The organism is Bifidobacterium bombi DSM 19703, assembly GCF_000737845.1.
GTDB classification, from domain to species: Bacteria; Actinomycetota; Actinomycetes; order Actinomycetales; family Bifidobacteriaceae; genus Bifidobacterium; species Bifidobacterium bombi.
Map to the genome: position 1 here is coordinate 1 of NZ_ATLK01000002.1, position 18,140 is coordinate 18,140.

Consider the following 18,140-nt stretch of genomic DNA (forward strand, 5'->3'; position numbering starts at 1 on the left):
ACACYGGTAACGGTGGTTCCAACGGTGGCAACACTGGTAACGGTGGCAACACTGGTAACGGTGGTTCCAATGGTTCCAACACTGGTAACGGTGGCAACGGTTCCAACACTGGCAACGGTTCCAACACCGGTAACGGTGGTTCCGACAACACTGGCAACGGTGGTTCCGGTAATGGTGGTTCCAACGGTGGCAACACTGGTAACGGTGGCAACACTGGTAACGGTGGTTCCAATGGTTCCGGCACTGGCAACACTGGTAACGGTGGCAACACTGGTAACGGTGGTTCCAATGGTTCCAACACTGGTAACGGTGGCAACGGTGGTTCCGACAACACTGGTAACGGTGGTTCCAACGGTTCCAGCAATGGTTCCAATAAGTCTAATCTGGCTAGTACTGGTGCTGAGGTCGCTGTCGTTGTGTTGGCTTCCTTGGTGATGCTGGCTGCTGGTGGTGTGTTGACTGTGTTGCGTCGGACTCGTCGCTGACGTGTGATGGCGAAGCCTGCTGAAGTCGTTATTGTGATGATTTAGGCGGTTTTGCCGATGTGGTTTGGGTCGTTTCCCGGGTTCGCCCGGGAAAGACCCTTTTATGTTTCAAGGCAGCGGGACGGGGTGTTTCGTCCGGTGCTGGTTGGTTCGGTGATCTGGTGCATTTTCTTCATTGAGAAACGTAGGATAGCAGGAAACGACGTGGTTGGGCATAGTAGGTTGATATGGGTTTGCAGTTGGGTGACATCAGGAGAATAGGAAATCTTGGCGCGGGTACGATGGGGCATGCCACCGCTCTTCAATTTGCGATGAATGGGTATGACGTGACATTGGTTAATACGTCCCAAGAGGCGTTGGAACGTGGAACCAAACTCATTGAGCGGGATGTTGACACCTTTATCTCCGCAGGTTCACTCAAAACTGAAGAGCGATCGGCGGTCTTGCAAAGAGTTCATGCTACTACGGATTATGGTGAGCTTTCAGATGTTGATTTCGTCATCGAATCCGTTATCGAAGACATGGACGTGAGCATGAGGTGTGGCGGAAGGTCGAGGGAATAGTAAGTGATGAGACAATTTTGGCAACGAATTCGTCGGTCCTGAGCCCCACCCGGATTGCGTCGTGAACTTTGCCGTACGAGCCCGCGCGGTGCGCTCGTACTCGCTGACACTGGCTGGTAGCCGTCAGTCCGCTGTCGTCTGGCGACGTGAGCGTGATGGTTGAGTTCGTGTATCCGGCGCCGGTACCGGCGCTATAGATGATGGGGTAGCAAAAGAATGAGTGAAGGATGTGGCCGTCTGGTCGCACCCCTTCCTTTGTCTAATGACATCAAGTCAGGCGATTTGTGATTCACATCAGGTTTGCCGTGGCTTACCGCCAATATGAGTGCGGTTCATTGGTCAACTGCGCCGCATGGAATTTGCCTCGTCTTCATGCTTTACGAATATCCATGATGACGTGTCTGCCGTGCATGGCGGAGCGCATCGGCTCGATTGGATTGTCGTATGTATCGATCGAAACGGTCACGATCGTTGCCTCGTGATTTATGGAACCGTGGATGCATACGGGCGCGATTGCGGGTAAAGTTGCTTCTTATCCGTTCACCGTAGTGATAGTGCGGTGTCGCCGATGAACAAAGGAGGAATGATGGGTCAGGGTCAATTCAGCGACGTGGCCGACGATGTGAGCGTCAGTCGAGATTCAGTGTTCGATCTCGCGGCTGTCGCCGCACAGTCCAATGGAGGCAACAATGACCTGCTGCTGCCTCCTGCCCGTTTCGTCGGGTCGCCGCAAAAACCCAGCAGAATGCCGTATTCCAAGTATGCTGCGTACAACGTGCAGGTTCCGTTCGACTATCCGCAGCGCACTTGGCCTTCCCGGCGGATTCATCGTGCTCCGCGTTGGTGCTCGGTGGACTTGCGCGACGGCAATCAGGCGTTGGTGAACCCGATGGATAATGAACGTAAGCTGCGCCTGTGGAACCTGTTGATGAAGATGGGTTTCAAGGAAGTGGAGGTTGGTTTCCCGAGTGCTTCCGACACGGACTACAATTTCGTCAGACTGCTCATCGAACGTGAACTCATCCCGGATGATGTCACCATCGTGGTGCTCACGCAGGCGCGCGAGCACTTGATTCGTAAGACGTATGAGTGTTTGCGCGGTGCCAAGCGCGCTATCGTGCACTTCTATAACTCCGTTTCCGTTCTGCAGCGCGAGGTTGTGTTCAACAAAGACCGTGAGGGCATTAAGCAGCTCGCTGTTGACGCTGCCAAGCTGTGCCGTGAGCTGGAGACGGATGCGGATGGAACCGATTTGTATTATGAGTATTCTCCGGAATCCTTCACCGGCACGGAACCTGATTACGCGGTCGAGGTTTGCAATGCCGTCATCGACGTCATTAAACCGACACCAGAGCACAGGATGGTCATCAATCTGCCCGCGACGGTGGAGATGACCACGCCCAACGTCTTTGCAGACGAAGTTGAATATGTTTCCAACAATCTCAAGGATCGTGATTCCATCGTCCTTTCGTTGCATCCGCACAATGACGAAGGAATGAGCGTCGCTGCCGCCGAACTCGGCATGCTGGCTGGAGCCGATCGCCTCGAGGGATGTTTGTTGGGCAATGGCGAGCGTACGGGCAACGTCGATATTCTCACCGTCGCTTTGAACCTGCTGACACAAGGCGTTGATCCGCAGATTGATTGCTCTGACGTGCCCGAAATCCGCAAGACGGTCGAGTACTGCAATCAGATCAAGGTGGACGAACGTCACCCCTATGTGGGTGATTTCGTGTTCACCGCTTTCTCAGGGTCTCATCAGGATGCTATCAAGAAGGGTCTGGAAGCCCGGCAAGTGGCCGCCGACCGAGCCGGCGCGAACCTTGACGACTTCTTGTGGCTTGTACCGTACCTGCCAATCGATCCCAAAGACATCGGCCGTACGTATGAAGCCATCATCCGCGTCAATTCGCAGTCCGGCAAAGGAGGCATGGCTTATCTGCTCAAAGCCAACCACAACCTCGACCTGCCGAAACGGTTGCAGGTGGAGTTCGAAAAGGTCGTGCAGAACTACGCCGATACAAACGATAAGGAAGTCAAAGACGATGAAATTTGGCGCCTCTTCAAGGACGAGTACTTGCCCGTCGAAAGCGGCGGTGTGTTGGCTTCGAATACCGGTGAGGCTTTGGGGGACAAAGGCGACGAACATCTGACGCAGTGGGGGAGGCTCAAGTTGTTGCATGTCTCCACCGTGTCCGGCGAGGATGGTTCGGATACCAAGCTTGAAGCCACTTTGCTTGACTCCGGCGATGAGCCTGGCATCGGGGGCGTTGAACGCAAGGTCTCCGGAACGGGCAACGGTCCGTTGGATGCGTTCCTCAACGCCCTGGCTTCCATCGGTTTGACGGTTCAGGTGCAGGATTACGCCGAACATGCCATGACCGCGGGGACGGACGCGCTTGCGGCCTCATACGTTGAATGCCGCATCGGCGGCGAGGCGGACGCTCGCACCATATGGGGAGTGGGCATCGATTCTTCGATAACCACCAGCTCGCTGAAGGCGATTATCTCAGCGATCAACCGATCGGAGCGTTTGGGCTGATTTCCGCGAGTCTGGTTGGTTGGGCGGCCGCCGATGGTTCGAAACGGTCTGCAGTATCTGTACCTTGCCGGTGACTACGCGCCAATAAGAGCGTAGATAACAAGCGTTGGAATGGTCTGCGGCATTCGTACATTGCTGATGACCGTTTTGTGGCAAAGACGGCGAAAGTTGGCGGATAACACAGGTTGCTGGCGCTGAAAGGCAAATCGGCCTCGCTGACCGACGTCATGGGTATCGGTAAAGTGATTGGTCGCTCCCTGACGGTGTTGTGCGACGGACGAGTATGGGTGTTCAGCGAGAATCTCGATTGCAGCAGGTAGTCGATGGCGCAGGCTGACGTGTGTAGGCTGGAAGATGTGGATCGATGCTGTGGATCAATGGCGCAGGCTGGATTGTGCGGGTCGATTGTGCGGCTGGATTGTGCGGCTGGATTGTGCGGCTGGATTGCGCAGGGCCCGAACGCTCGCAGACGTTGCCGCGAGGTTGAAGCGTGATTCGATGTACAGTTCTGTCCTATTGTCCCGAGTATTGTGCCGAACCTTCCGACTGATTTTGCGTTGGTGAATCGTCGGGTTTCGTGGTTTCGTTTGGTACGGTGCCGGGTTGGGAGCCGGTTTCGTTTCCTTTCGGGGCGTTGGTGTCGTCGGGGTTGGCTGCCTCTCCCTGACTCTGTTGCTGCTGTCCGGGATTCGTGTTGGCGGAGTTCCTGTAAGGCTGCGAGAATCCGCCATTCGTTCCGCTCGGGGCGCCGGTTCCCCACTTTCCGTCGGGACCGCCGATTTTTCCGGTGTCCTTCACTGCTGGGAAGTCCTGGTTGGGTGTGCCTTCCAAAACTTGACTCATATATTCTGTGAACAGGTGAATGGGATAGGCGGCGGTATCGGTGAATCTGCCGAAGCGCGGCACCACCTGTGGATTGCCATTGGCATCGGGATTCCAAGTGGCGAAAACGGTGACGATGTTGGGGGTGAAACCGACGAAGCTTCCCGCGGTGTCGTCATTGGCGCTTCCTGACTTTCCAGCGATCGTCTTGCCGATGCGTCGTGCCTCGTAAGCCGTGCCGTATTGTATGGTGCCGGTCATCGCCTTGGCGACCAGTCCCGTGTCGTTCGCGGAGAAGACCTGCTCGGTGTCCACGGGTGCCCGATACATCTCGTTGCCAGACGAGTCCTTCACGCTTGCCACGATATGCAGGGTCGGCTTGTTGCCTTGGTTGGCGATCGTGGCGTATGCCTGTGCTACGTCCTTGACATGCACACCGTCGTTTCCGAGAACGGTGAACGGGTTGTCGCCGGTGACCAGCTTGGGGTCCATTCCGGCGGTCTGTGCTATCTGCGCCACCTTTTTGGCGCCCAGATGCTCCTGAACATCCATATACACCGTGTTGATGGAATCGGCCGTGGCCTTGTACAGATTCGAGTACCCCCAGCTCGTATTGCCGTAATTCTGAACAGGGGTGGCGATTCCTGCGTAGGTGCGTGGGGAATTCCCGTTGAATGTGGTGTTGAGGTTCACACCGGCCTCGACGGCCCCGAGTAAGGCGAATGGTTTCATAGTCGAACCGGGTTCGTAAGTGGCTTGGGTGGCATTGTTGTACTGTTTGGTCAGATAATCGTCGCCGGCGTATACGGCCTCGATGTCGCCGTTCTTCACGTTCGCACTGATGCCACCGATCTGCAGTCCGGCCGGAACGATGCCTGCCCCTCCCTTTGTGGGGCTCGCCACATCGAACATCGTGTCCTGCTTGGTTTTGTCGATGGTGGTGACGATGGTGTAGCCACCGGTGTCCAGGTCGTTTTTCGTAAAGGTCTTGCTGTTGGTCAGTTCCTCGCGTACCATCTGCAGAAGGTACCCCTGCGGCCCGGCGTACCAGTTCGGTTGTTGCCGCAGCGGCTGGGTGGAGGGCATGGTCTTGGCCTTGTCTGCGTCCGCGGGCGAGATGTAGTCCGCATCGCGCATGGCGTCGATGACTCTGGTGTAACGTTTCTGAGCCATCTGTGGGTTGATTGCGGGATCCCAGTTCGAAGGGGCGGGGATGATGCCGGCCAATAGCGCGGATTCAGGCGCGGTCAGATCCTTGGCGTCCTTGTTGAAGTAAACTTTGGACGCGGCTTGTATGCCGTAGGCGCCACGCCCAAGATAGATGGTGTTCATATAGTTGCACAGCACCTGATCCTTGCTTTGGGTCTTGTTGATCTTGAGCGCGAGAATGGCCTCGTGGACCTTGCCCGCATACGTATCAGTCTGGCCTAGGTAGTATCGCTCGGCATATTGCTGCGTGATGGTGGATGCGCCTTGCCTGGCACCTCCTGTGACGTTGTTGAGCAGTGCGCGCACGATGCCCTTCAGATCGATGCCTCTGTCTTGGTAGAACGTTCGGTTCTCCGAAGCTACGATCGACTCTCCGACGTATTTCGGCAGGGTTGAGCACTCTATGATGTCGCGGTTCTGTTCCGCGAAACTGCCCATCTGCGTGGTGCCGTCACTGTAGTAGACCGTGGTCTTCGCGGCCATCGCCATTTTTTCCGGTGGAGGCACCTCCGTAGTGGCGTAAAGATAGGCGAATGCCGCGACTCCCATCGCCAGCAAGGCCGCCAGTATGCCGAGCACCCATTTGAGTACCAGGTGCCGTCTTTTGCCGCCGCCGTTGCGGGGTCGCCTTCGTCTGTTGTTTGTGGCGTTTGACGTGTGTGATCCGCGACGAACGTATTTCTTGCCTGCAGTGTTTCGGCGCTCGCGGGTCCGTGCGGTCGGGGCGTTGCGTGGTGTTGATCCGTTCGCGCGGCCGCCATAAGGTGTATTGGAAGTGGCAGCTGAATCGGCGCGGCTGCGCCGAGAGCTTATGGCATTGGCCGAGCTGACCCGCCGACTGCGCGAGGTCTGCGCGTTTGCGATATGTGCTGGAATTTGCTGCCTTCTGGATACCATGCGTACTACCGTATCTATCCCCCCTGAAAAAATTCTTATTTTTCGAACGATTTCAAGCGATTATGCTTTGTGGTGAACTGTCTGGTTCCAAAGCGCTTCGTTGATGCCGAATTCAGTCGGTCGTATTCCTTTTCGACGCCGGTGTGTATGGATTGGGTGCCAGTGTGTGGTTTCTCGGCGCCGGTGTGTACCGATGCCTGGAACGTTTTGCGGTATGGCGGCACGTTTATCAGCATGTCAAGAAGGTTCATCGCATGTTGGAAGTACTTCAGGGTATCGCGGGAACGTTGTATGGCATGACCGGAAGGTCTTGGTATTTAGAGAGGTTCCTCTGCACGTCATGAATACTGCCGAACCTGATTAGCGTACTTTATCGTCCCCGGTTTTCGGCTCAGCTTTGGCAAGGTGATGGATGGTTGTGGGTGGTGGTGTCTCAGGGATGACGGGAACCATCTGGTTGGTTGATGTATTCATGTGCCACCCGTCGTGGCGTCGTAACGTAGGAACCTTGACGGACGGATCCGGTTGCGGACCGTGTCAAGTTGTGGCAAGTGACATCGAGTGCTTTACAATATGCAGTTTTTCGTGGTTTGCGCTAGAATAGAATGTTGGACATTAGTTAGATTCGTAAGAGGAGTCGCAATGAGCATTCGCGTGGCTGTGGCAGGTATAGGAAACTGTGCCTCGTCACTGATTCAAGGTGTGGAATATTACAAGGACACCAAGGACGATGAAAAGATTCCGGGCCTGATGCACAACAACTTCGGTGGCTATCGCGTCAGTGACATCGAGTTCGTGGCCGCTTTCGATGTCGACGCCAAGAAAGTGGGCAAGGACCTTTCCGAGGCCATCTGGGCTTCCGAGAACAACACCATCAAGTTCTCCGACGTACCGAACAAGGGCGTTGAGGTTATGCGCGGCCCCACCTATGACGGCTTGGGTGAGTATTACCGTCAGATGATCACCGAGTCCAGCGCCGAACCGGTGGATGTGGCCCAAGTCCTGCGTGACAAGAAGGTCGACGTGCTGATCAGCTACCTGCCGGTCGGTTCCGAAGAGGCCGACAAGGCTTACGCCCAGGCCGCGATGGATGCACATTGCGCTTTCGTCAACTGCCTTCCGGTGTTCATTGCCTCCGATCCCGAGTGGGCTCAGAAGTTCCGCGATGCCGGCGTGCCGATCGTGGGCGACGATATCAAGAGCCAGGTCGGTGCCACGATCACCCACCGCGTCATGGCTCGCTTGTTCGAGGACCGCGGTGTGCGTCTCGACCGCACCTACCAGCTCAACGTGGGTGGCAACATGGACTTCATGAACATGCTGCAGCGTTCGCGTCTGGAGTCGAAGAAGATCTCCAAGACCCGCGCCGTCACCTCCATCGTCCCCCATGAGATGGAAGACCACAACGTCCACATCGGACCTTCGGACTATGTGGCTTGGCTCGATGACCGCAAGTTCGCTTTCGTGCGTTTGGAAGGCACCACCTTCGGCGACGTCCCGCTGAACTTGGAATACAAGCTTGAAGTGTGGGATTCGCCGAACTCCGCCGGCATTGTCATCGACGCCCTGCGCGCCGCCAAGATCGCGCTCGACCGCGGCTTGGCCGGCCCGGTGCTTGCCCCGAGCTCCTACTTCATGAAGTCCCCTGCCGTGCAGCATGAGGATACCGAGGCCCGCGAACTGGTGGAGAAATTCATCAAAGGCGAGGTCGAGGCCAATGAGGACGAGCTCAACGCCGATGTGGCCGATGCCAAGAGCAACGGCAAGGACGTCTGGCACGCCTGAGGTCGCGAAGGTGTTTGCCGGTCGCGTCTACCGCCGATAGGTGGCATCATCGGACGGTGATGGTGCGCGGAGGTGCGGTAGTTGACCGTGCAGTGCGTTGGCGTTGTGCGGTGTGATTGGGATTGCCTATACGGTTGATTCTCTATTCGTGCCGTTTTCTGGTTCGCGTTTGCCGCTGCGATGAGATGGGCAACTCCCGCGGTTCACTGCTGATTGATGTGAACTGTGGGAGTTTGTTATATCACGATCATACTTCCGACATCCGGGTTTCAGCGTCTAGGTTTCCTGTTTTGTTTGTGTTTTGTGTTCGTGTTTCGGTTTCCTGTTTCCCGTTTTTGTGTCCGATTCATTTTCGTTCTTGAACACGCTTCATAATTGTTATGCAATTTTTCGTGTGCTCCGTGTGTTTCCGTGCCCCCTCTCGGCTTTTCGGAATCCCACACCCTTCTGATTATGCTCATCGTTTGCTTCTCATAGTCCCTTGGTCCTTCCCTCTATTCTGAGCGGACTTTCAAGCGAGCTCCGGCACGTGCTGATAGGACGTCCTTGGTTCTTTCCCATATTCTGTGTGGATGTTCGAGACTGTATTCCCATTTCCCTGTGTGATCTAGATTCCGATGCACCTTTTCGCCCACGGGCGGGTTCCGTATTCCTTCCTTTTCCGGTTCTTCGCATATCCTTCACGTCTTCTCGTTGGTCCCGACTTCGGTTTTCCAGTCCGTTAAACGGCCTTATGCATCGCATATCCATGCTTTCGCGGACTGTGGATGCTGGTTCCGTATCGTTTACTCGTGATTCCACTGGTTTCTTACTGGTGTTTTTCGGGTTCCGGTCGTCTCTATGAGAGTACGATTATTTTGACTTCTACGATTTGCAATTTGTGCCGTTTTTCGTCACTTTTGTAGCTATGGATTATTGTTGCCATATTTTGTTCCATTTTTTGGCATCTTTTGTAGCAATAAATCGCTGGCGTTGCGGCTTGTGCCGTTCTGGACGGTATCGAACCCCGTACCTTGTTGTGTAGGTCGGTTTCTTGTGGAACGGAATCAGAAGCTATCTAAGGAGTCATGTCGGGAGATCAGCAGTACTTTGCCATTCGGGACGACCTCCAATTGTGACGTGCCGTCTTGGGGACGTGTGGTGCTGGTGCGCGTTGGGCTAGGTGAGTGCTCGTATTCCAATGGCTCATACCAGAGGCGTTGGTACGGCTTTCGCAGCGGAACATGACGTATTGGTGCATGTGGGCTCAGACTTATGGTGTTGTGGTGTGCCGTATGGGGTTGCCGTCTTGGGGTGATCGGTGGGACGACCTTCCGTCTTGGGTGTGTTGGCTCTGTGCGGTTCCGTATTGAGGGCGCAGTGTTGGGTGTGTGATGCTGGGGCATGCCGTTCTGGAATTATGCAGCGTACCGGGCAAGCTTCTCTTATTCCTTTTCTGATGGTCGGCACGTGGGGTATACTGATTAAGCCTTCACGTGGCGTTACGTCGCCCAATCCCCCCAGGGCAGGAATGCAGCAAGGGTAAGCGGCCTCTGTCGGGTGCGTGAAGGTTTACTTTTTCAAACAATGATGATGGAAAGCTGCATTGTTTGTTTTGATTTTCTTTGCGTCTCACGGTGCAAGCCCATTTGAGTTGCTTATCGTGTGAAAATTGCACGCCTCTGGCTTCGGGGCTTGGATAATGAGCAGATACCTGGAACTTTCCGTGTGAGTCTATGCGCTTCGGTCCATGAGCGTTTCCGTCCGGGCAGCGTTTCTCCTCGGGCAGCGATGGGAAGTGTTTCCAGGGGTGGCTATGCGCTTCTGGTTTCGATAGAAACGAACTATGAGCAGGATGCGAAGATGTTTAGTGTGATGTCATATGCCTCTTGCTCAAGAGTCTGGTTCGAAGCTGACTTAATGAACCATGCTGATTTCGTATGCCTTCCAGCGCGGCCATTCCATGCGCCGGCGTTTGTGTGAGGTCGCCGGCTTCGGAGTCAGGCGATGCCCGGCATTTCCCATCTGAGTCCGTTCCGTTTGCCTGTCGGCACTCCTTGTATACAGTTTGAGTATGACCGACAACAACTTCGACCAAGGTGTTCAGCAGGATCCGACTTCCCTGTCCTCCAATCAGCTTGATGGCCCGTCTTCGGAGGTAGGTGCCGTGCCTCCCGCGCCCCCAGAACCGCCTGTTCGCGGTGATTCGGCCGCGGCTTTGTGGTCAGATGCCCCTGTGAATTCGAGCGGCGCCGTCCATGAACCGGTGTCGACCGGTGGTATGGCGGAGAACAATGAACCGGGCAGGCGCGTTATTCGTGTGACTTCGGAGTCTACGGAGACAAAAGGAAGGCGAAAGGCCGGCACGAAGAGGGCGCGGAATTCCGCTGTTCGCAAAAACGCTGGTTCTGTATCAACTCCCCCCGAAGGTGGACTTTCGTCGGTAGGGCGTCATGGTGCTGGCATTGCAGGCGCGAATGGATATTCGGGTTCGAGGCCGGACACGGTAGCGGTTCCAGATGGCTCAGAACAGAACGTTCAAGGACGAGCTTCGGACGCTTCCGACGAGATGGAGGAAGATTCGTATAGGTTGCAGACCGTGGACCCTTTGCTTAACCGGCCGCGCATATCAAGCATCGCACTCTGTGTGGTTCTGGCGATTGCATATTTCGCAGGTGCCGCAGGTGTGTACTGGGCTGGTGTGCATACGCCAAGAGGGCAGAACTATGATGATATGGTGTGGCTTGTCATGCGTTCGCACATACCGGTCTGGCTTTCCTCAGTTTCGGCGCTGTTGTCGCAGGAAGCCACGGTACTTGTTATCAGTATTGTGCTGGTTGCTGTGGCGTTCATAGTCATGATTGTGCGCAAACGTTGGTGGCTGATTGCGCAGGGGCTTGCATTCGGCGTAATCTGCTACGGCTTGTCGTGGTTGAAGCGTGTTCTGCCCCGTCCCATGTTGGTGCGTGTGCACTCGCAACCAAGCAACACCGCGCCTTCCGGTCATACCCTGCTTGCGGTGGCCGCAGTTGTGCTTTTGTTGATGGCCGTGCCTCGTGTCTGGCGTGCGCTGGTTGCCGTGATAGGAGCCACCTACGTGGTTTTGGTTGCGGTTTCGTTGGTGGCGGGACGGTGGCACAGACCCACTGATGTCGTGATGTCGGTACTTCTGGCTTGCGGGCTCGCCTTCGTGGCGATGGCGCTCACGCGGGCAACAGGCATGGACGAGCCGGGGAAACGGGCTTCGTCAGCGAGCATTCAGATTGTCGCCAGCGTGATGATCACTTTTGGGCTGCTGTTTGCTCTGTATGGCGCATTCGTGATTTGGAACATCATGCCTGGTCTTGATTACAGTGCTATGTGGGCTAACGACGGGGCATGCTCATCCACTGGAATTGGCATCGTCGCCCTTACCACGCTGTCATTCGGCCTGTTACTTGCCATGCGGCACATCACTGCGGCGCCGTTAAGCAAGATAGGTTTGATAGGTGCGCCTCCCGCACCGCCGTCGGGTGAGGAGCGCCAACGGTAGACAGCCGGTTCGATATTCGCGGAGCAATGTTCGCTGGCTGCCGTGTTCTTTTTGAACATGGCGCCTTTGCCACGAATGGAATCGATTCCTGCTGCTGATGCGGTGCATGGGTGTTTCACGTAAAACAACGTTGTTCGCTATTGGTTCGCGTGGCTCCATGCATCCGTCTCAGCGGGCGTCGGGACGTACCGTAAAGGTAGGCTCCCGGGTTTCAGTTGGTGTGAATTCCGTGATTGGTATCGATGCGGCATTCACATGCTCGACTTTGCTCCATTCAGGCCCCGTTTTCAATAAGGTGATGAAATCGGTGACGTCTTCGTCGCTGCCCTGTGCCTCCGTTTCCACCGACCCATCGGAGCGGTTGCGAACCCAGCCGGAGATGTGCAGGCTCCGCGCCTGTTTGACGACGTAATAACGGAAACCCACGCCTTGAACCCGTCCTGTGACGACGGCATGGATGCGTACGGCACCGGACTTATCCGCATGCAACTGTGCCTTTTGTATTGTCAATCCACTCTCCTCTATTCAAGTCGTACCTGTTTGATTTGCCCTACACCTCGGTTGAGGACTGGACTTAATCATTTTTGCTAGCTTCATACACGTCCATAAGCCGTTGCTGTAGTTGAGGGTTGACGGCGAACAAGTATAATCCGTGTACGCCTCTCTTGAGCAGTACATTGAGTTCGTCCTTGAGATTTTCTTCGGCAAAGTCCCCGAGGTCCTTGCGGCTGTTCGTGGCATTCTTGTTCTTACTGTTCTCCGGGTGGAACATCACTTTCCCGTCTTGATACTGTACGGATGGTCCGATAATAACTCCAGCGTAATTCAGATCGAATCCTTGGATGGTGTATGTGGAACCGACTTCATTAATGGTGTATGGTTTTTCAGCCCAAGCCTGATCCTTGTTGAGGCCCTTCCGGTGCGAGTGGGGGTCGGTGAGTTGGTAGTTCCATGGCTGGCAGAAGCATCGATCATGGGAGGTATTGTCGGTTCCGTCACCGCCACCAAGCCCCATGCGCCATGTGCCCGTCCCGTCCTGATGCAGTTCGACGTTCCAGTGCCCCGATGGGTCATTGGCGTTCTTATGCTTGCTTGTGTATTCCCAATCATAGGTGGCAAGCAGTCGGGAAAGCCCCTTGCCGTCACAGCCATCAGCCTTGATCTCCGCCTTCTTTTTTATCGCATCGAATAAATCCACAGGCGAATCAAATACACGGATGTCATATGGTTTGGAGCGGGTGTCGACTGAATCGTCTGCATGCCAAGCATGTTCATGACAGTCAGCCGGCAGTTCCCCAATGATTCCCTCGTCTGTAAATGCGTCTAACCAAGCGATGACTTCGGGGCTGGCATCGATTCGGAACTGCTGTTGTAGACGAATGTGCGAAACATCGACCGTCAAAGGCTTCGCATTGTTGTAATCGTCCAATTGAATTCGAGAAGGCTCATCGTCGTTTCCATTATTGGAAGGATTCGCCGCACTGTCGTCGGCTGGGGAAAGCAGTTTCTGGATTTTAGGGGAAAGACGTTGGCTGGATTGCAGGATCTGGTTGGGATCAAATACGGCGACCACGACTTTAGCGCGATTCAGCAGGTCGAATAGCTGTGATTTACCCGAATATGCCCGGTTTCCCTGTGTGAGCAGCAAGTGTGCTTCGTCCACGAGCAGGACGTCCGCCTTGTCAATTGGCTCGTTCAGCAGAGCGCGGTGTCGGTCGTTTTTCCTGCTGTGGCGATTGAGGAATTCGGTGGGCTTGAGCACAACGGTTCCGGACCGGTTCTGCAGGCCGAGCTTTGTGGCTATCTGATTGTAGACATGAATCTGTTCATCATGATTGACCAAGATGTATGCGGATATATCTTCTTTCGGGATTAGATTTCGCTGAGAGGCATGATCGCCGTCTTGATGTTTGTCATCGCTTTTCCACGCTGAGGCAGGGGAATGTATCAGTGGTGCATCTTCTTCTGGCAAGGTTTGGGTAAGAAGTCGGTAGAAAAGGTGGCTGAGCAACACGGTTTTGCCGGTTCCGGCAGCGCCTTGTACGAGGATGAGGTGTGAGTCAGCAGGGTTGGTTTTGTCGGTAGCTATTTGGTCTGGAGATTCCAAATGAAGTGCTGCGAATATTTCTGAAAGTATGATATTCTCGGCTTCTAGCTGCTCGTCACTCAACTTGTGGAAAGGTGAGGCTTTAAATAAAGCGGAATCGAGGATGATGCCCTCAGCGGGGAACAAACTGGGGTTTTTGCGGTGCAGATCGAGCCAAATGTCGGAAAATATCCTCTTGAATCGGTCGTGCGTATAGTAGTCACGCTGTGGATTGACCCGCTTGTTGACTGGTAGGGACACGTGGTCGACGCTCGACATGTAAAGCATGAGTTGATTCTCGATGTCCAACGTCAGTGACTTATTGAAATACGGATGGGTGATCACATATTGGGACATATTCCCGTGATTGTTGAAGAGTCTCCAATCGTCGCGGTTCTGAGGGTCGTTATAAAGATGCTCATAAGTGCGTTGGCTTATGTCGTTGGTCTCTCCGACATAAACACAGTATTCCGGTTCGCTGCGCTGGGAATGGGATTCCTCGGCATGAATGACATACACGGCGGGGTAATGTAAGAGAATGCGCAAATGGTATTCGGTCACATTCGAGGACTCAACTTGGCCGGTTTTCTGGTGGGTTTCCGTTTGCAAGGCCCTGGCGAAGATATCTTCGTCATACTTCTTTCCACCTTCTTCATACGGAAGGTCGATTATTATGGGGCTGTCGATGGAATCACTCATGAAGCTCATTATAGTGTTGTGGAGGTGTATAATCGCTCTATGATCAGTGAGTCCACGGTGCAGGCGTTGCGGGTGTTTCTTGACGAACGCGGTTGGGCCCAATACAACACGGTGGATGCTTTGGCGAAGTCCATCTGCATCGAAGCGGGGGAGTTACTTGAGTGCTTCCAGTGGTCGCCTGACGTCGAGAAGCCGGATCTTGAGCATGTCAAGGAGGAACTGGCCGACGTGCTGATTTACTGCAGTTCGATGGCTGACGCCTTGGGCTGCAGCATGGAGGACATCATCCTGTCCAAGCTGGCCAAGAACCGCGCCAAATATCCCGTGCAGGCGGTGCGTGGCGACTTCGCCGGTTACCGGAGACTGCATGATGGCAAAGCTAAGGACGGTTCGTCCCAGGACTGATTCCCTTGGCGCTTGTGTGCACATGCGTTACCGCTGCTTCATGGGAAACACGTTGATTGTCTTGGACCACCATCCTATGGTCTCGCTCCAGCTTTCCTTTTCTCTATTCGCTGTATGTGGGCGATTGGCCTGAACGTGCTTTCAAACCGATGAATGCGGTGAGGCGAGGAAGCGGATTGGATGGTATGAATCAACACAAGCTGCGACTCCAAGCGAACCCGTGGCTGGGCTCGGCCTTGCCACATTGGGCATAAAGGATCAGGGACTTCGCAAGGATGGAAGGTGGATTGCAAAAGCTCATAATGCAATGAAGCCTATTCATGGAGTCGTGCGGCCGGTCTGGGGCGAGTCCGGGGCGGAGTCCGCTTGTCCGAGACCACTTTCGGGAAGTGTTTTCGCGACTTGCGCCGGTGTCGTTTCATGACCAGGCTTTTAGGCAGTATCATGGAGTCGCTACGATGTGGACGCGCTATGCGTGAAGGACAAAAAGCAAGGTGTTGACCTTATTTTGCATACGCACGGTGAACATGTCGTGCGGATGCGTGGGGATTCGCCGGATGGGTTTTAGGTTGCCCGGAAGTCGGGGTCTCAGCCTGCTGGACAGCTCATGGTTCGATATGAGTATCAATAGCCAAGCGCGTAGCCGATAGGACGATTGAAAGACCGTTGCTAGGTTTGCAAGTCGTTGTATGCGTCAACAGCAAAAGGAGAAAGAGCAAATGGCAAGGAAAATAATCCTGGATTCCGACCCGGGGCATGATGACGCGGTCGCCATCTTGCTGGCAGTGGGCAACCCCGACATAGATTTACTGGGTGTCACCACAGTCGGTGGCAACCAGAGCCTTGATAAAGTCACCTACAATGCGCGTGCGGTCCTTGAAAAAGCCCACGCGACGGATGTCCCCGTGCATGCCGGTTGCGACAGACCTCTCGTGCGCAAGCAGGAGGTGGCCGCCTCTATCCACGGCGAGACTGGTTTGGATGGCGTAGAGCTTCCTGACCCCACTCGTCCGCTTGATAAGGGACACGCCGTCAATTGGCTCATCGACACGATTATGGCGGCTGAACCCAAAACCATCACCTTGGTACCGACGGGCCCGTTGACCAATATCGCTATGGCTGTGCGTTTGGAGCCGCGCATCGTCGATCGCGTCAAGGAAGTGGTCCTGATGGGAGGCGGCTACCACACCGGCAACTGGAGCGCGGTGTCGGAGTTCAACATCAAGGTTGATCCTGAGGCGGCCCATATCGTTTTCAACGAACCTTGGCCGGTGACGATGGTCGGTTTGGATCTGACCCATCAGGCCCTGTGCACACCTGAAGTCCAGCACCGCATCGACGATTTGGGCACCGATCTGGCCCACTTTGTCAGCGGCCTTATGGATTTCTTCCGTAAAAGCTACCAAAATAATCAGGACTTCATCGATCCGCCTGTGCACGATCCTTGCACTGTTGCCTACCTCATTGACCCAAGTGTCGTGCAGACTCGTCGTTGCCCTGTGAACATCGAGCTGCACGGTGATCTGACGTTGGGCATGACCGTTGCCGATTTGCGTGGTCCGGAGCCTTCTGCTGAGGAATGCCACACCCAGGTCGCCACCAAGCTTGACTTTGGCAAGTTCTGGAATCTTGTCACGGACGCCATCAAAAGGATTGGGTGAATGCAATGAGTGAAGTTTCCGGTAAAAAAATAATGAATGAGGGCGGTAAGTCAATCGTCGCTTTGATGACGGCTCTGATGGCTGCCATCTTTGCTTTCCAGCTCAACGCCTCCATGCTTTCGCCGGCGTTGGCCACCATGCAGAACGAGCTGCACACCGACAGCTCGCAAATCGGCTTGACGCAGACGGTGTTCTTCACGGCCTGCGCCGTCTTTTCGCTCTTTCTGCCCCGTTTGGGGGATTTGGCGGGGCGTAAGAAAGTCCTGCTCGGTATGTTGATTTTGACCGCGGCCGGATGCGTTGTTTCCGCGCTCGCGGTAAACGTTCCGATGTTGATGGTCGGGCGCGTGATACAGGGGGTCGCCGGTCCCATTGTTCCTATGACGCTGATCATGCTCCATAACAGGGTTACTGACGATACGCGCTATGCCAAGCTCATGTCCATTCTGACAGCGGTCAACGGCGGAATCGGCGGGGTGGACGCCATTCTCGGTGGCTGGTTGGCCGGAACATTCGGTTTCCGTTCCGTGTTCTGGTTCATGGTGGTCATAGCAGTCATCGCCATCGTGCTGGTGCTCGTCTTCGCCGATGAGAGTCATGCGGCTGAAACCCCGCGCATGGATTGGCCTGGTGTGTTTTCTCTGTGTGTGGCTTTTCTTATGGCCTACCTTGCCATCAATGAGATTGAAAAGCTCGTCAAGGCCAATTGGCTGGTGGTCGTTGGAGAAATCGTGGTCGCGGCGGTCTTTTTCGTGGTCTTTTGGCAGATTGAAAAGAGAGCCAAGGCACCTATGGTCACCACCCATTATCTCAAGCAGCGCCGCACTTGGGGCCTGCTGCTGACCACTTTGCTGACCATGACCGGCGTTTTTGCAATCATGAATGGCATCGTTCCGGCTTTAGCTCAAGACGCGAAGTTCGGTGTGGGAATGAGCGCCAGCGTTGTTTCCTTCGCTACGCTCACCCCATACGCGCTCATCGGATTGGCGTTCGGTCCGGTCGCCGGCGTTCTGGCATCCAAGTTCGGTTATCATAAGGTTCTGCGTGCCGGTCTGCTTGTCACGGTCATCGGTCTTCTGTTCGGCATTTACGTGTGTAAGGTGCCTAGCATCTGGGCTTTGGTGGTTCTGTCCGTTTTGTTGGGTGTCTCCTATGCGGGTACGGTCAACATCATGCTCAATGGTTTGGGCGTTGTGCTTTCTCCTGCCGATAATACAGGTTACCTGCCAGGACTCAATGCCGGTGGCTTCAATCTTGGTTCAGGGTTAAGCTATGCCGTCCTCTATGCCATTATGAACGCCTTCAGCACACCTACAAACGGCACCGTCGGATACATGGCGAGCATGGTAGGTGCCGTGGTCCTCTTGGCGTTGGCGTATATGGCGTCGTTGCTCATCCCGTTGCATGGTGATGACTGACGGTGGTTGAAATCGGTTAGTCCATGTCATCGTTAGATGCCTTTCTTATGGTCGGGA

The 18,140-nt window shown here is 54.8% G+C and carries 12 protein-coding genes and 1 other RNA gene; 10 read left to right on the forward strand and 3 right to left on the reverse strand.

What is annotated here, in order from left to right; translation table 11 throughout:
- The 4 genes from BBOMB_RS08190 to leuA all read left to right on the forward strand — a co-directional run.
- A partial coding sequence (locus BBOMB_RS08190; protein ID WP_202961859.1) for a hypothetical protein occupies positions 1-485 on the forward strand: 485 nt, incomplete at its 5' end.
- 227 nt (positions 486-712) lie between these two features.
- Positions 713-1,048 (forward strand): 3-hydroxyacyl-CoA dehydrogenase NAD-binding domain-containing protein, encoded by a 336-nt coding sequence (locus BBOMB_RS06185; RefSeq protein ID WP_044093320.1) that lies wholly within the window; start codon positions 713-715, stop codon positions 1,046-1,048.
- On the forward strand, positions 1,024-1,113 hold the full coding sequence (locus BBOMB_RS08530; RefSeq protein ID WP_162176041.1) for a 3-hydroxyacyl-CoA dehydrogenase NAD-binding domain-containing protein: 90 nt from the start codon (positions 1,024-1,026) through the stop codon (positions 1,111-1,113). The genes BBOMB_RS06185 and BBOMB_RS08530 overlap by 25 nt, the downstream gene beginning before the upstream one ends.
- 521 nt (positions 1,114-1,634) lie before the next feature.
- Positions 1,635-3,590 carry a 2-isopropylmalate synthase gene (leuA, locus tag BBOMB_RS06195; RefSeq protein ID WP_044087675.1) on the forward strand — a complete coding sequence of 652 codons (1,956 nt, stop codon included), beginning with the start codon at positions 1,635-1,637 and terminating at the stop codon, positions 3,588-3,590.
- A gap of 513 nt (positions 3,591-4,103) precedes the next feature.
- Here leuA and BBOMB_RS06200 read toward each other — a convergent pair.
- Positions 4,104-6,518, reverse strand: coding sequence for a transglycosylase domain-containing protein (locus tag BBOMB_RS06200; RefSeq protein WP_052377559.1), 2,415 nt, complete (start codon positions 6,516-6,518; stop codon positions 4,104-4,106).
- Between the two features lie 642 nt (positions 6,519-7,160).
- Between BBOMB_RS06200 and BBOMB_RS06210 the strand changes: the two genes are divergently transcribed.
- The 3 genes from BBOMB_RS06210 to BBOMB_RS06215 all read left to right on the forward strand — a co-directional run bounded on the left by BBOMB_RS06210 (position 7,161) and on the right by BBOMB_RS06215 (position 11,814).
- Positions 7,161-8,303, forward strand: coding sequence for an inositol-3-phosphate synthase (locus tag BBOMB_RS06210; protein ID WP_044087673.1), 1,143 nt, complete (start codon positions 7,161-7,163; stop codon positions 8,301-8,303).
- Between the two features lie 1,462 nt (positions 8,304-9,765).
- Positions 9,766-9,862: signal recognition particle sRNA small type (ffs, locus tag BBOMB_RS07925), an RNA gene on the forward strand.
- A gap of 494 nt (positions 9,863-10,356) precedes the next feature.
- Positions 10,357-11,814, forward strand: coding sequence for a phosphatase PAP2 family protein (locus tag BBOMB_RS06215; RefSeq protein ID WP_081867423.1), 1,458 nt, complete (start codon positions 10,357-10,359; stop codon positions 11,812-11,814).
- A gap of 168 nt (positions 11,815-11,982) precedes the next feature.
- Here the strand turns inward: BBOMB_RS06215 and BBOMB_RS06220 are convergent, their stop codons facing one another.
- Entirely contained in the window at positions 11,983-12,324 is a 342-nt protein-coding gene (locus BBOMB_RS06220) for an acylphosphatase (RefSeq protein ID WP_238549935.1), read from the reverse strand.
- A 64-nt stretch (positions 12,325-12,388) separates the two neighbouring features.
- Positions 12,389-14,599 carry a DUF2075 domain-containing protein gene (locus BBOMB_RS06225; RefSeq protein ID WP_330934734.1) on the reverse strand — a complete coding sequence of 737 codons (2,211 nt, stop codon included), beginning with the start codon at positions 14,597-14,599 and terminating at the stop codon, positions 12,389-12,391.
- A 39-nt stretch (positions 14,600-14,638) separates the two neighbouring features.
- On the opposite strand from BBOMB_RS06225, the gene BBOMB_RS06230 reads away from it, so the two are divergent.
- The 3 genes from BBOMB_RS06230 (at position 14,639) to uriT (ending at position 18,083) form a co-directional block, all read left to right on the forward strand.
- On the forward strand, positions 14,639-15,004 hold the full coding sequence (locus tag BBOMB_RS06230; protein WP_044087671.1) for a nucleotide pyrophosphohydrolase: 366 nt from the start codon (positions 14,639-14,641) through the stop codon (positions 15,002-15,004).
- A 719-nt stretch (positions 15,005-15,723) separates the two neighbouring features.
- A complete protein-coding gene (gene uriH / locus BBOMB_RS06235; protein WP_044087670.1) occupies positions 15,724-16,665 on the forward strand; it encodes a uridine-preferring nucleoside hydrolase UriH in 942 nt (313 codons plus the stop codon).
- A 5-nt stretch (positions 16,666-16,670) separates the two neighbouring features.
- Positions 16,671-18,083, forward strand: a complete 1,413-nt coding sequence (uriT, locus tag BBOMB_RS06240) for a uridine transporter UriT (RefSeq protein WP_044087669.1) — start codon at positions 16,671-16,673, stop codon at positions 18,081-18,083.
- Positions 18,084-18,140: the final 57 nt, after the last annotated feature.